This is a genomic window from Verrucomicrobiota bacterium, from assembly GCA_039027815.1.
In the GTDB taxonomy this organism is placed as follows: Bacteria; Verrucomicrobiota; Verrucomicrobiia; order Verrucomicrobiales; family JBCCJK01; genus JBCCJK01.
The window spans coordinates 1-12,061 of record JBCCJK010000054.1 but is presented as its reverse complement, the minus strand read 5'-3'; the positions used below and the strand labels follow the sequence as shown (position 1 = coordinate 12,061).

At 61.7% G+C, this 12,061-nt stretch carries 11 protein-coding genes; 3 read left to right on the top strand and 8 right to left on the bottom strand.

The features are described 5' to 3' along the window. Positions 1 to 134: 134 nt before the first annotated feature. On the bottom strand, positions 135 to 2,069 hold the full coding sequence (locus AAF555_11440; protein MEM6912178.1) for a M48 family metallopeptidase: 1,935 nt from the start codon (positions 2,067 to 2,069) through the stop codon (positions 135 to 137). A gap of 55 nt (positions 2,070 to 2,124) precedes the next feature. Beyond that, positions 2,125 to 2,715, bottom strand: coding sequence for a LemA family protein (locus tag AAF555_11435; protein MEM6912177.1), 591 nt, complete (start codon positions 2,713 to 2,715; stop codon positions 2,125 to 2,127). A 202-nt stretch (positions 2,716 to 2,917) separates the two neighbouring features. Here AAF555_11435 and AAF555_11430 point away from each other — a divergent pair, with 202 nt between their 5' ends. Next, a complete protein-coding gene (locus AAF555_11430; protein ID MEM6912176.1) occupies positions 2,918 to 3,634 on the top strand; it encodes a hypothetical protein in 717 nt (238 codons plus the stop codon). Positions 3,635 to 3,811: 177 nt separating this feature from the next. On the opposite strand, the gene mazG is transcribed toward AAF555_11430, so the two are convergent. Further along, a complete protein-coding gene (gene mazG / locus AAF555_11425) occupies positions 3,812 to 4,624 on the bottom strand; it encodes a nucleoside triphosphate pyrophosphohydrolase (GenBank protein MEM6912175.1) in 813 nt (270 codons plus the stop codon). Positions 4,625 to 4,649: 25 nt separating this feature from the next. Then, on the bottom strand, positions 4,650 to 5,663 hold the full coding sequence (locus tag AAF555_11420) for a rhomboid family intramembrane serine protease (GenBank protein MEM6912174.1): 1,014 nt from the start codon (positions 5,661 to 5,663) through the stop codon (positions 4,650 to 4,652). Between the two features lie 155 nt (positions 5,664 to 5,818). Between AAF555_11420 and AAF555_11415 the strand changes: the two genes are divergently transcribed. Together AAF555_11415 and AAF555_11410 are read left to right on the top strand one after the other, a co-directional pair. Then, positions 5,819 to 7,684 (top strand): phosphoenolpyruvate carboxykinase (GTP), encoded by a 1,866-nt coding sequence (locus tag AAF555_11415; protein ID MEM6912173.1) that lies wholly within the window; start codon positions 5,819 to 5,821, stop codon positions 7,682 to 7,684. Between the two features lie 37 nt (positions 7,685 to 7,721). Further along, entirely contained in the window at positions 7,722 to 8,471 is a 750-nt protein-coding gene (locus AAF555_11410; protein ID MEM6912172.1) for a hypothetical protein, read from the top strand. A 43-nt stretch (positions 8,472 to 8,514) separates the two neighbouring features. On the opposite strand, the gene AAF555_11405 is transcribed toward AAF555_11410, so the two are convergent. The 4 genes from AAF555_11405 to AAF555_11390 all read right to left on the bottom strand — a co-directional run bounded on the left by AAF555_11405 (position 8,515) and on the right by AAF555_11390 (position 11,827). Beyond that, on the bottom strand, positions 8,515 to 8,910 hold the full coding sequence (locus tag AAF555_11405) for a hypothetical protein (protein ID MEM6912171.1): 396 nt from the start codon (positions 8,908 to 8,910) through the stop codon (positions 8,515 to 8,517). A gap of 305 nt (positions 8,911 to 9,215) precedes the next feature. Beyond that, positions 9,216 to 10,625, bottom strand: coding sequence for a pyruvate kinase (gene pyk, locus AAF555_11400; protein MEM6912170.1), 1,410 nt, complete (start codon positions 10,623 to 10,625; stop codon positions 9,216 to 9,218). 221 nt (positions 10,626 to 10,846) lie between these two features. Beyond that, positions 10,847 to 11,506 carry a transposase gene (locus tag AAF555_11395; GenBank protein MEM6912169.1) on the bottom strand — a complete coding sequence of 220 codons (660 nt, stop codon included), beginning with the start codon at positions 11,504 to 11,506 and terminating at the stop codon, positions 10,847 to 10,849. A 24-nt stretch (positions 11,507 to 11,530) separates the two neighbouring features. Further along, positions 11,531 to 11,827, bottom strand: a complete 297-nt coding sequence (locus tag AAF555_11390) for a TIR domain-containing protein (GenBank protein ID MEM6912168.1) — start codon at positions 11,825 to 11,827, stop codon at positions 11,531 to 11,533. Positions 11,828 to 12,061 lie beyond the last annotated feature (234 nt).

The following is a 12,061-nucleotide window of genomic DNA, read 5'->3' as shown; positions in this document are numbered from 1 at the left end:
TGAGCTAAAAAAGGCGATTCTGAACTACCTCGAAAAACACAATCAAGACCCTCGCCCTTTCCGTTGGACCGCAACCCCAGAAGAAATCCTCTCCAAAGTCAGTTCAATTTGCAAAAGACTTTCCTAACGGGACACTAGGAGAACTGGACCGGCATGGGGCAGCCGAGGGAGTCCGCGATGGCGCGAAGAAAGTCATACTCCCGGTCCTCCACCTGGTCGTCCGAGAGCACCAGTTGGGCGCAGGCGTAGAGAATCTGCTTTTTCAGCAGCGGGGTGGCGCGATCAAAGACATCGATGGCTCGATGGATCCTCTCCCAGGAAAGCGTCTCCTGCGGCAGTCGCTCGGCGGCCACCCCCAAGCCGCGCGCGATCTTGGCGTAAAACTCCTCGGAGACCTGGCCCACCAGCGCCACGGTCGACAGCAAAACGGGCCCGGCTTCCCCGGTCGCAGGCCATTTTCGGAAGGCGATCCGCTTGGAATCGACCCGCCCGAAATGGTGATCGAGGTGGCGCTTGACCACACTGATGAGGGCGAATTCGAAGGGCTCGATCCGGCGGTCGGCTTCCATCAGGCCTTGCAGCAGCCCGAGCAGTTGGTCGTAGTCGTCAGCGCTCGCTTCACGCAGGGCCGGGAGCGCCAGATCCACCAGCGCGAACTTGGCGGCCGAACTCTCCCTGCGCAAGGCCTGCCCGATCTCACCAGCCTGCTCCGCCAGGTCCTCTCCCAAAGTGGCTGCGATTTGCTCGCTCTGCCGCCGCTGGAGGGACGGCTTCTCGTCCAAAAGAAGCCCACAGAGCAGGGCCTTGGCGCCCAGCGCTTCATGCGCTGTGTCGAGAAGAGCCCCCTCCTGCAAGTGCGCATGCAGGCCCTCGGCCGCCGCCATCTGCACCGGACCAAACTGCCCCACCATGGCCATGGCCTGCTCGGCTCTGCCTGCCCTGGCTCCCTTGGAGGAGGCCGTGGACGAGCGCGGGAGAGGCGGGGGGCTCGGGGGCGCGGCTGGGCTGCTCTTGGCTGGGGGGGCTGGGAGGGCTGGGAGAAACGTTCCGTCCCAGTCCGGTTCGATGGCCCGGATGCGCCGGGGCAGCGGCGGGTGGGTGGCAAAGGCTTGGGTGAAGCTCGCGGAGAGGCCATTTCCAAAGAGCATGTGACTGGCCTCTTCGGCGCGAGGGGTGGCGAGTTTCGAGCCGAAGTGGAGGCCCCCGATCTTCTTGAGCGCGTCCGCGATGCCCGAGGGATTGCGGGTGAACTGCACGGCAGAGGCATCGGCCAGGAACTCCCGCTGGCGCGAGACGGCCGCCTTGATGAGGTGGCCGAAGAACACCCCGATGTAACCGATGAGATAGAGCACCAGACCCACGAGACCGAAGGCGGCGGCCCCTCCTCCTCGCTCCCGCGAAGACCCGCCCGTGGAAAACAAGCCCGCCCGCAAGAGGATGCGCCCAATCACCGCCAGCATGAGAATACCGAAGAGCACCCCCACCAGCCGCAGATTGATGCGCATGTCGCCATGGAGAATGTGGCTGAACTCATGCGCCATCACCCCCTGGAGTTCGTCCCGACTGAGCGTTTCCAGGCAGCCCCTCGTGACTCCGATGACCGCATCCTGCGGCTGGAACCCAGCCGCAAAGGCATTGATGCCTCGCTCCCGCTCCATGAGGTAGACCTTGGGCATGGGCACGCCCGAGGCGATCGACATCTCCTCGATGACATTGAGAAGGCGACGCTCCAGCGGGTCCCGCGTGCCCGGGTTCAAGAGCCGACCGCCCAGCGATTCCGCGATCTGACTTCCGCCCCCCGAGGCCAACTGCGAAGTCCGCCCCAGCGTCCCCAAGCCCACCACCAACAAGACCCCTACCGAAGTGTAGAAAAACAAATCCCGGTCCCAAAAGGGCACCTCGGAAGAGTTCAAGCGAGCGGCCCGCTCCTCCGAGCCTCCCAACCCCGCGAACCAGAGCACGCCGTAAAGCGCCACGATGATGCCGAGGACGGCCAGCCCGAAATAGCAGACCAAAAGTTTGGTCTTCTTGCGCGCCTGGTCCTGGGCCTGGAAGAAATCGACCGCCATCGGAAAAGGGCCACCCAGGCCGGAGAGACCCTGGGGCAGCCAGCAGAAACAGGCCTCAGAAAGAGACCTTCACGGCCTCCCGCTCGCTCGGGTTCTCCACCTCGAAGAGCGCCGCCTCGGTGAAACCGCCGAACCCGGCCACGATGTTGGACGGCACGGTTTCCCGCTTGGTATTGTAAGTCATGACCGAGTCATTGTAGGCCTGGCGGGCGAAGGAAATTTTGTTCTCGGTCGAGGTCAGCTCCTCGGTTAGCTGCATCATGTTTTGGTTGGCCTTCAGGTCGGGGTAGGCCTCGGAGAGCGCGAAGAGTTTCCCCAGCGTGCCCGAGAGCCCCGCCTCCGCCGCGAGGAGACTTTTCATATCGCCAGGGTCGCCCGGGTTGCCTGCCAAGGTTTGGTTGGCAGAGGCGGCCGCGTTCCGGGCCGCGATGACCGCCTCCAAGGTCTCCCGCTCGTGAGCCATGTAGCCCTTGGCGGTTTCCACGAGATTGGGGATGAGATCGTAGCGGCGCTTCAGCTGGACATCGATCTGTGCGAAGGCGTTTTGGAAGCGATTGCGCAGGGTCACGAGCGCGTTGTAGGTTCCGAAAAACCATAGGACGAGCAGGAGGGCGAGGCCGCCCAGGATGGCGAGGGTGATCCACATGAGAAGGGAAGGATTGAATTCCCCTCCATGACACACGAATCCACGGGAAAAGGAAACTGGAAAATCTCGGGCGAATTGGAACGGGCCAAGGAACGGGCCCCGCCGCCCTCGCCCTTTGAGAGACATTCCCGCACAAGCCAAGGCAAGTCAGCTCCGCCCTTTTGGCCCACTCTCCCTCCCCTCTCCTCTTTCCGACCGTTCTATGAAAGCTTGCCTCTTTTCGACTCTCTTGGCCTTGGGACTTAGCTGCAGTGCGCCGCTCGCTCACTCGGCGGCCCTCGTTTTGAATGACCTTTCCGGGAACGTCCAGTTCGATGGCTGGGATAACCTGGGCGCGGTCACCGGCTTTGGCTTTTTCGATGTCGGGCCGGGGTCGCCAGCCGATGGAAACCCCTGGCCCAGCCCGATGGACTCTTTCGCTAGCGGCTCGGGCGATGGCACGCTCCAGCGGACCGCGGGCACCCACTACTCCGCAAGCGGCTCGCTCTACTCCTTTGCCGGGCCCAGTAGCTTCCGCCTTGGCGATAGCACGGCTCTGGCCAATCTGGCGACGGTCGTCTTCACGGTGGCCAACTGGTTTGGCTCTTCGCCCACCAGCGATCCGGTCCTCAACTTCAATGGGGGCTCCCAAGAACTCGACCCCGATTCCACCTTCACTTCTCCCTTTGGGGCCGTCAGCTTCGGAGGGCCCGTCCCGGTGACCGCCCGCACCTACCAGTGGGACCTGACCGGCCTCGGGACCGAGGTCACGGAATTCGGGATCGACTGGACCCAAGGCAGCAGCGCCGGCATCACCTACCTCCAGCTGGAGCAGAGCGATGTCTTCACGGTGGCCAGCGCCACCGTGGTCCCCGAGCCGAGCGCCGCCCTCTTGGCCCTCCTCGGCCTGCCCTTCGCCCTCCGCCGCCGTCGCGCCTGATCCCAAGCTCTGCCAAGACTTGGGAGCCAATCCCGAGGAGAGGGATCGCGAGTGCCCTTATACCAACCTCCAGAATTCACTGGTAGAATGGAGGGGAGGTGGTGTGGGGAAGAGGCGCTGAAGCGCGGAGAAGGAAGAGCCGGTGTCTTTCGAGCCAGCCAATTCTGGAGCTTGGTATTAGCCCTTGGCGGGGGAACGGGTCTTGGCCTCGTTCCACAGCGCCTCCATCTCTTCCAGACTGGCTTCCTCAAGTGAGGACCTTCTCGCCGCGAGGCCTTGCTCGATTTGGGTGAAGCGGTCCGTGAATTTTTGGTTGGCCGCGGCCAAGAGGAGTTCGGGGTCTCGCTCGGTTTGGCGAACCAGGTTGACGACCGCGAAGAGGAGATCGCCCAGTTCTTCTGCCAGCTTTTGCGAACCCCCCGCCAGCTCCTCCTCCACTTCCACCAGCTCCTCCCGCACCTTGGCGATGACTTCTTGGGCATTCCGCCAATCAAAGCCCACTTTGGCGGCTTTCTTTTGCAATTTGGCTGCACGCAAGAGCGCCGGAAGACCTTGGCCGATTCCGTGCAGGTAGGGCTGCGCTTGCTGGCCTTTCTCGGCGCGCTTGATGGCGTCCCATTGGCGCAAGACGGCCTGGCTATCGCCCGCCTGGGAGTCGCCGAAGACATGCGGATGCCGTCGCACCAGCTTCTCGCACACGCCGGTCGCCACCTCACCCCAATCAAAGCGCCCTGCTTCCTCCGCCAATTCGCTATGGAAGACCACCTGCAGCAGGAGATCGCCCAGCTCCTCCCGGAGGTCTTCCGGGTCGTCCCGCTCGATGGTGTCCGCCACCTCGTAGGCTTCCTCGATCAGATTGGGCAGAAGGCTCCGGTGGGTCTGCTCCGCATCCCAAGGGCAGCCGCCCGGACCGCGCAGAAGGTGCAGAAGGGCGCGCAGTCGCTCGACCGGGTCCGGATGGCTGGCAGGCGTGGGCGCGGCGTGCGGCATGCGATTCGGGGCGGGGCTCACTGGCTCACTTGAGGTCCTGCTGGGCCTTTTCCAGCACGGCTCGTTCCTGCGCGCTCAAGCTGGAGATGCCCTGGGCGGAAATCTTGTCGAGCACGGCATCGATCTCGGTCCGAGTCGGCTTGCCCGCCGATCTGGCGGCCGGCTTTTTCTTCTGACCGCCAAAGAGGGAAAAGCCCTTTTTGGCCGGCTTGACCTCCTCGGCCTCCACCACCTTCAGGCCGGGGTTGGCGGGCACGGGACCGCGACGGTCGGAGGCCCGGGTCCGGGAGACCTGCTCGCCCACGAAGTTCAGCCAGTGAGGATTGCGAATGAGGAAGAAGCCTAGCAAGGCCCCGCCCAAGTGGGCCGCTTGGCCCCCTCCGTTGAGATTGCGGGTGCCCGATTGCTCCAAGACAATCGAGGCTACCCCGAAGGCGATCAGGCCGATGGCCAAGGTTCGTAGTTTCAGCGGAATAGGCGGGAAGAGCAGCATGACCCGGGTGTGCGGGTAGAGCACCGCAGCCCCGATCAGGATGCCATAAATGCTCCCCGAAGCCCCCACCAGAGAGGTCGGAATTTCCAACGTGCCCTCTTGGAAACCAACGCGGACCCCCAAGGGGACCGAGTTTTGGAAAACCCCGAAGGAGGTCAGCAGCGCATAGACATAGGCCCCGCCCATCCCGGCCAAAAGATAGAAAGCCAGGAAACGCCGCTTCCCCCACCACTGCTCCAGCAGGGGCCCGAAAAAGAAGAGCGCCAACATGTTGAAGAGCAGATGAAAGAACCCGGCATGAAGAAACTGGTAGGTGAGGAAGCGCCAGAGTTGGAGGCCATTGATGGCCAGCCCGGTGTTGAAGAAGCCCACCCTTTCGAGCGGCTTGTAGAAGGCGCCCGGTTTTTCCAGGATGAGGTCGATCACGAACACGCCCACATTGATGGCGATCAGCCAAAAGACCACGCTCCGCGCCTGCCGCCCCCGCCCGAAGGGCCCGGCCGGCCCTGGTTCCTCGCGGAAATAATCTCGATCATACAGTCCCATGGTCTTGGCTACGCGGGCCGCATCCTCTCACGCCTGCCACGATCGCGCAAACCACCAGCGCAGCGGGTCGCCTGATTTTTGTAGAACTTGCGGAGCGAGTTTGCTAGGGCTTTTCCTTTCCCCCGCCCCCCTCCACCCTTAGCGAAGGCTCTCTCATGGCTCACGACTACCCCGCCCTCATCGACTCCCTCTCCCTCTCCTCGCAAGCCCTCCGCGCCTGGATCCTGGAGGCCTGCGAACTCTGCCAACCGGAACGGATTCGCCTCTGCTCTGGCTCGCAGGAAGAGTGGGACGAACTCTGCGGGCAACTCGTGGAAGCGGGCACCTTCACCAAGCTGGCGCAGCGACCAGGCAGCTACCTCTGCCGCTCCCACCCCTCGGACGTGGCCCGGGTGGAGGACCGGACCTTCATCTGCTCGAAGCGACCCGACATGGCCGGGCCGACCAACAACTGGGCCGATCCCGCCGAGATGAAAAAGACGCTCCACGAGAAATTCGCAGGCTGCATGCGGGGACGGACCCTGTATGTGATTCCTTTCTGCATGGGCCCGCTCGACAGCCCGCTGGCCCAAGTCGGCGTGGAACTCTCAGACAGCGCCTACGTGGCCACCAACATGCGCATCATGTGCCACATGGGGGCCGCGCCCCTCGCCAAGCTGGAGGCCAAGGCGCGGGCCCAGCCGGAGTGCGATGACCTCAATCACTTCGCGGGCGAAATCTTCGTGCCCTGCCTCCACTCGGTCGGCGCTCCCCTGGAACCCGGACAAGAAGACGTCCCCTGGCCCTGCAACGATGAAAAATACATCGTCCATTTCCCCTTGGAGCGCCGCATCATGAGCTTCGGCTCCGGTTACGGAGGGAACGCCCTGTTGGGAAAAAAGTGCCTGGCCCTCCGCATCGCCAGCTGCATCGCTCGCGATAACAACTGGATGGCCGAGCACATGCTGCTCCTGGGCGTGGAGGATCCCGAGGGCGTCAAAACCTACCTGGCGGCCGCCTTCCCGAGCGCCTGCGGCAAAACCAATCTCGCCATGCTCGTGCCCCCGGAGCACTACGCCAAGAAGGGCTGGAAGACCACCATCGTGGGGGATGACATCGCCTGGCTTTGGAGTGGGGAAAACGGGGAACTCCGAGCCATCAATCCAGAGACCGGCTACTTCGGAGTGGCGCCAGGGACCTCCTACGAGACCAATCCCAACGCCATGGAATCCATGAAGGAGAACACCATCTTCACGAACGTGGGCTTGACCGACGAGGGCGACATCTGGTGGGAGGGCATGACCAAGGAACCGCCCGCTCACCTCATCGATTGGAAAGGACAAGACTGGACCCCGGAGAGCGAAGGCCCCGCGGCCCATCCCAACGCCCGCTTCACCGCCCCCTCCGCGCAATGCCCCACCATTGACCCCGATTGGCAAAATCCCAAGGGGGTCAAGATCGACGCCATCATCTTCGGGGGACGCCGAGCCACGACCGTGCCGCTGGTTTTCCAAACTTTCAACTGGGCCCACGGCGTCTACATCGGCGCCATCATGGGCTCGGAGAAAACGGCGGCCGCCGCCGGCGCGGTGGGCGGCGTGCGGCGCGATCCCATGGCCATGCTCCCCTTCTGCGGCTACAATATGGGAGAATACTTCAGCCACTGGATCAATATGCGACGTCACATCCGAGAACTGCCCCGCCTCTTCCACGTGAACTGGTTTCGCCGCGGCGAGCAGGGCGAGTTTCTCTGGCCGGGCTTTGGCGAAAACATGCGGGTCCTCGAGTGGATCATCCAACGCTGCCGAGGCGGGATCGGCGGCTTGGAAACCCCATTCGGCTGGATCCCGCGCTTCGAAGACTTCAACACCGAAGACTTGGAAAACTTCACCGAGGAGGACTTCGACCGTTGCCTGGCCTTCAGTGAAGACGAGTGGCGGCAAGAAGTCGTCAGCCAAACCGAGCTTTTCGTCCGCCTCTACGATCACCTGCCGAAAGAGCTGGTCTACAGCAAGGAGCTGTTGGCCTGTCGTCTCAGCTAAACGCTCACCAAGGAGCCTCCCCCCCGTGCCTACCCGGATGAAACTCCTTCCCCTCGCCCTCCTGGCTCTCTCGGCTTGCGCGAACTCGCGTGGCCTTCCGGAAGCGCCCTCCCCACTGCCTGCCACCAACCAAGCGCTGGTGGCCCTTGCCGAAAGCTACCCCGAAGGAGGCGGGTATGAGGCCAGCGATGCCGCCACCAATCGACTGCAAAAAGCTCTCCAGCTCCGCGGCCAGCGCCTGGTAGTGGATCCCGCCGCGGCCTTCCCCGCCTATTGCTCCGGGGCGACCTACCTGGTGCTCGTCGACCACCTGGCCTCCCTCCCTCTCCCTCCGGCCGCGCACCGGGCGCTCTTGACGCGACCGGCGCATCCCGACGGCGAGGGCGTCTTCGGTCGCTTCAACGCCAATGGCCCCGGCACCGCGGTGCTCTTTCACGAACTGGGTGCCGGACGGAGCTTTACCGATCCGGAGGAAGCTCTTCCCGGGGACTTCCTCAAGCTGTGGTGGACTGAGGAAATCGGAAAACTCGAGCGCGGACACTTGGTCCTCTATCTCGGGCATGACGAGGAAACCCTCACCTACTGGTCCGGCAACCAACCCGAGGGCTTCAGCCGCAAGACCATCCCGCGCGCGCGCGCCCAGCGCCTTCTATTCACCCGCCTGACCCGGCCCCAAGCCTTCGCCCAAGCAGCGCAGCTTCCCGCACGCAATGGCTTCTTGGCGGACATGCTCCGCCGACGCTTCACCTGGGCCCAAGTGGCCGAGCAAACCGGCTTGGCCGAGTGATGCCCAGGCTCCCGCCTGCTCGTCGTCGCACCCGAAACCTGAATCAACCCCCTTCCTTGGCTTGGATGGCGGCGTCGAGGCGGGCTTGTTTTTCCTCCCACGGGAGGACCACATACTCCTGGTAGGCCTGGAGAAAGCTCTCATCGCAGCCCTGACAGAGGATCACCTTTTCGGCAATCCGCCACCCGGGCTGCGGGGACCGCTTCAGGTAGTAGGGAAAAATGTGGGGGTGCTCCTCGCCGATTTCGAGGTAGAGCCGCTTGAAATCCTTGGTCGATCCCCCGCGGACTCCGGTGTTGTGGCGATAGCCGGTCACCTCGACCAAGGGCAGGCCTCGGACCTCACACACACCCAGATCGGGGGCCGGCTCCTCAGACTGCGGGGCATCGCAGGAACCCAAGGCCAAGCAGCCCAAAAGGAGAAACGTTCGACGAAGCATCGACCAAACTAAACGGAGAAGGAAAGGAGGCAAAGCCTCAAACCAAGCTGCCACCCGAAACCTGAAACCTGAAACCTTCACCCCCAGCGCTCTCCTTCTCATACCAAGCTGCAGAATTGGCTGGTAGAATGGCCGAGTGGATTTGGAGCCAGACCAAGGCGCGACGAGGGCGCGGTGCAGGCACCGTAACCGAGGAGCAACGCAGGGCTGGCTCGAAAGACTTCGGCTCTCCCTTCCCCGCGCTTCAGCGCCTCTTCCCCACAACACCCTCCCTCCATGCTACCAAGGCATTCTGGAGCTTGGTATCAGGTAACTTGCCGCAAGAGAATAGCGTCGTTAAGAAATTCTCCGATGAGCACGTCCGAGAGGATGACGACTTTGTCACCACTCTCCAAATGGCCGAGTCCCTTGAGCTGCTCGATGGCGCGGTCGATCATGGCGTTGGCATCCTGGTGATCGAAATCGCACCAAAAGGCTTCCACCGCTCGATTGAGCACCAGGGTTTTGCGAACGTCCTCGGCGGCCGTGAAGGCGAAAATGGGCGCCTTCTCCGGTCGCAGCTTGGAGATGTGATGGGCCATGACACCGCGGCGCGTGAAGACCAGGATCTTGGAATCCTCGACCGAGTTGGCCAAGACCACCCCAGCCTTGACGCTCTTCTGCTTGTCGTCCTTAAGCTCGGCAAACTCCGCGTAGCCGATGCCCCCTGAGCGCTCGGTCCGGCGGGCGATCTTATCCAGCATCTGAACGCATTCCTCAGGATACTTGCCCATGGCACTTTCCCCACTCAGCATCACGGCATCGGCCTGCTCGTAGACGGCGTTGGCCACATCGGTCACCTCGGCCCGCGTTGGGACGGGGCTCTCCGTCATGGATTCCAGCATGTGGGTCGCCACGATGACCCGCTTGGACTTGATGGTGCACTGCTTGACGATGCGACGCTGGATAATGGGCAGCTCCTCGAAGGGCACCTCAATCCCCAGGTCACCGCGGGCCACCATCACCGCATCCGCCTGGTGGATGATCTCATCAAGATTTCGGACTGCTTGCTGGTCCTCCACCTTCGCGATGATGCGGGCCTTGGACCCGAGGGACTGCAAGCGCTCTCGCAGATACTGCACATGGGCCCCTTGGCGGGCGAAGCTCAGAGCGAAGAAATGGACGCCCATTTCCACCCCCAACTCGAGGTCCTTCTCATCCTTATCGGTCAGCGCCGGGAGGCTGACATTCACCCCGGGCAAATTGATGTGCTTGCGGGACGAGAGCTTGCCTGGGATGAGCACTTTCGTGAGAATGCGCTCGGCATTTTTGGCCAACACCTCCACGTGAATGAGCCCATTGTCCAAAAGCATGGTGTTGCCGACCTCGATGTCTTGGTAAAGGTCCGGGTAGTTGGTGGCGGTGGAAAGCGCTTGGCTGGGCTGGTAGCCCGGTGCGGTAAACTCCAGCTCCTGGCCCACCTTGAGAAGAAAAGACTCTTGGAGGTAGCCTGTGCGGATGGCCGGGCCCTGCATGTCCATCAGGAGAGCCACGTTGGACTCCGTCATCTCTTCGGCCGCGCGGATCTCGACCACCACTTCCCGGATCCAGTCATGGGCGGCGTGGCTCATGTTCAGCCGGAAAATATTGGCCCCCGCTCGGATGAGCTTCGCGATCATAGCGCGTTCTTCGGTCACGGGGCCGAGAGTGGAGATGATCTTGGTCTTGCGCAGCACGTGGAAAAACGGGTGGCTGCTTCCCGATGCCGACGAACCCCACTGGGAGCAACGCAAAAAACGAGAAAAAACGACTTCCCCAGAAGAAAGGGCAAACGCCCAGCTCACGGTCAGAAATCGAGGCTCCCTTTAGCCTTTGACTCCGGAGCGGTAGTAAGTTGCCCAACGCCGTCTTCTTAGGGCTTATTCGATGCTGGATCGTCGATGAACCTATCTCAAATTCATCTGAGGTCGAGTTGAAGGGCTGAGAGCTCGATAAAACCAAGGAAGTTGAGCCATTTGAACTCCCAGCGAGAAGTGAGTCTGCGGGACCAACGCATCCAGGCAAAGGTTCTCTCCACGCTGAAGCGTCTACCCATTCTGCGCAGCATTCGTTTGTCCTGAGTCGGCTTCCTCTTTCGATTCTTCTTATGGGGAGCGATCATTTCAATGCCTTGCTGGGCGAGTGTTTCGTCCAGTTCATCGGAGTCATAGGCAGCGTCTCCGATGAGGCGCTCCGGGCTGACCTCCACCACCAAGAGGTCCAAGCTCAACTGCACCAACTTCACTTCGTGGTGTTTATTTGAAGCGGCAGCGATCGCAGTTGGAAGTCCCTCAAGATCAACGATCGCCAAGTCCTTGAAGATGCTTCGTAAGACTTCACTGTCACACCAGCGTTGGAATCTACGATGCACTGTCTTGTAGTTCGGGAGGCTTTGTGGGAGCATGTGCCACTGCGCTCGCGTCTTCAAGATCCACATCACAGCCTCCAGAATCTTACAGGCAGGCACGGATTTAGGACCCGGTTTGCTCCTCTTCTCGCCTTCTTCAGGAAAATGATGACGTATCCTATACCATTGAGCATCAGTGACTTCCATGCCTCCCATAAAAGCAGTTTTCACGCATATACTGCTATCTAATATCACTTAATAAATTTGAGATAGCTTCACATCAACTTCGTAACGTATGAACGAACTTGTCCGTGCTGCCTTAGCCCGCGTAATAGCGCTTACGAGAAGAACTATCTGCTTCGCGTTCGCCAATCGCTCCCGGAGCCGCCGCTTAATTGTGTCGGGATGGCCTGGATCGCGAGCGGTGTTCAAGTCGTGAGCGTCGTAGAAATTGAAGTCAATTTTCTTGTTGGCCTTCCACGCAGTCATGAGCCTGTAGCTCTTGATGTCTTCGCTGGCGAAACTGACGAATGTTTTGTTGCGATACGCCACGGCTCTTTTTCGGATAACCGTCAAGCATGAGGCACGGCTGGCCGGGAGCGCGCGCTACATGCTGGACAAGGGTTGGAGCTGAGGTGAATCATTGTAGAGTAGGGACGGCCCCGCGAGCGGAGCCATCCCCCTCATCAAACCGGACGTGCGGTTTTCCCGCATCCGGCTTTCCGAAGTGATTCACCAACTCGCTCTCGGGTCCACCAAGTGGATTGCACCGGCAGCTTATACAGT

Bases quoted from the DNA above. Each gene is read 5' to 3' on its own strand.
- AAF555_11440 (MEM6912178.1), bottom strand. From the start codon at position 2,069: ATGGCGGTCGATTTCTTCCAGGCCCAGGACCAGGCGCGCAAGAAGACC.
- AAF555_11435 (MEM6912177.1), bottom strand. From the start codon at position 2,715: ATGTGGATCACCCTCGCCATCCTGGGCGGCCTCGCCCTCCTGCTCGTC.
- AAF555_11430 (MEM6912176.1), top strand. From the start codon at position 2,918: ATGAAAGCTTGCCTCTTTTCGACTCTCTTGGCCTTGGGACTTAGCTGC.
- mazG (MEM6912175.1), bottom strand. From the start codon at position 4,624: ATGCCGCACGCCGCGCCCACGCCTGCCAGCCATCCGGACCCGGTCGAG.
- AAF555_11420 (MEM6912174.1), bottom strand. From the start codon at position 5,663: ATGGGACTGTATGATCGAGATTATTTCCGCGAGGAACCAGGGCCGGCC.
- AAF555_11415 (MEM6912173.1), top strand. From the start codon at position 5,819: ATGGCTCACGACTACCCCGCCCTCATCGACTCCCTCTCCCTCTCCTCG.
- AAF555_11410 (MEM6912172.1), top strand. From the start codon at position 7,722: ATGAAACTCCTTCCCCTCGCCCTCCTGGCTCTCTCGGCTTGCGCGAAC.
- AAF555_11405 (MEM6912171.1), bottom strand. From the start codon at position 8,910: ATGCTTCGTCGAACGTTTCTCCTTTTGGGCTGCTTGGCCTTGGGTTCC.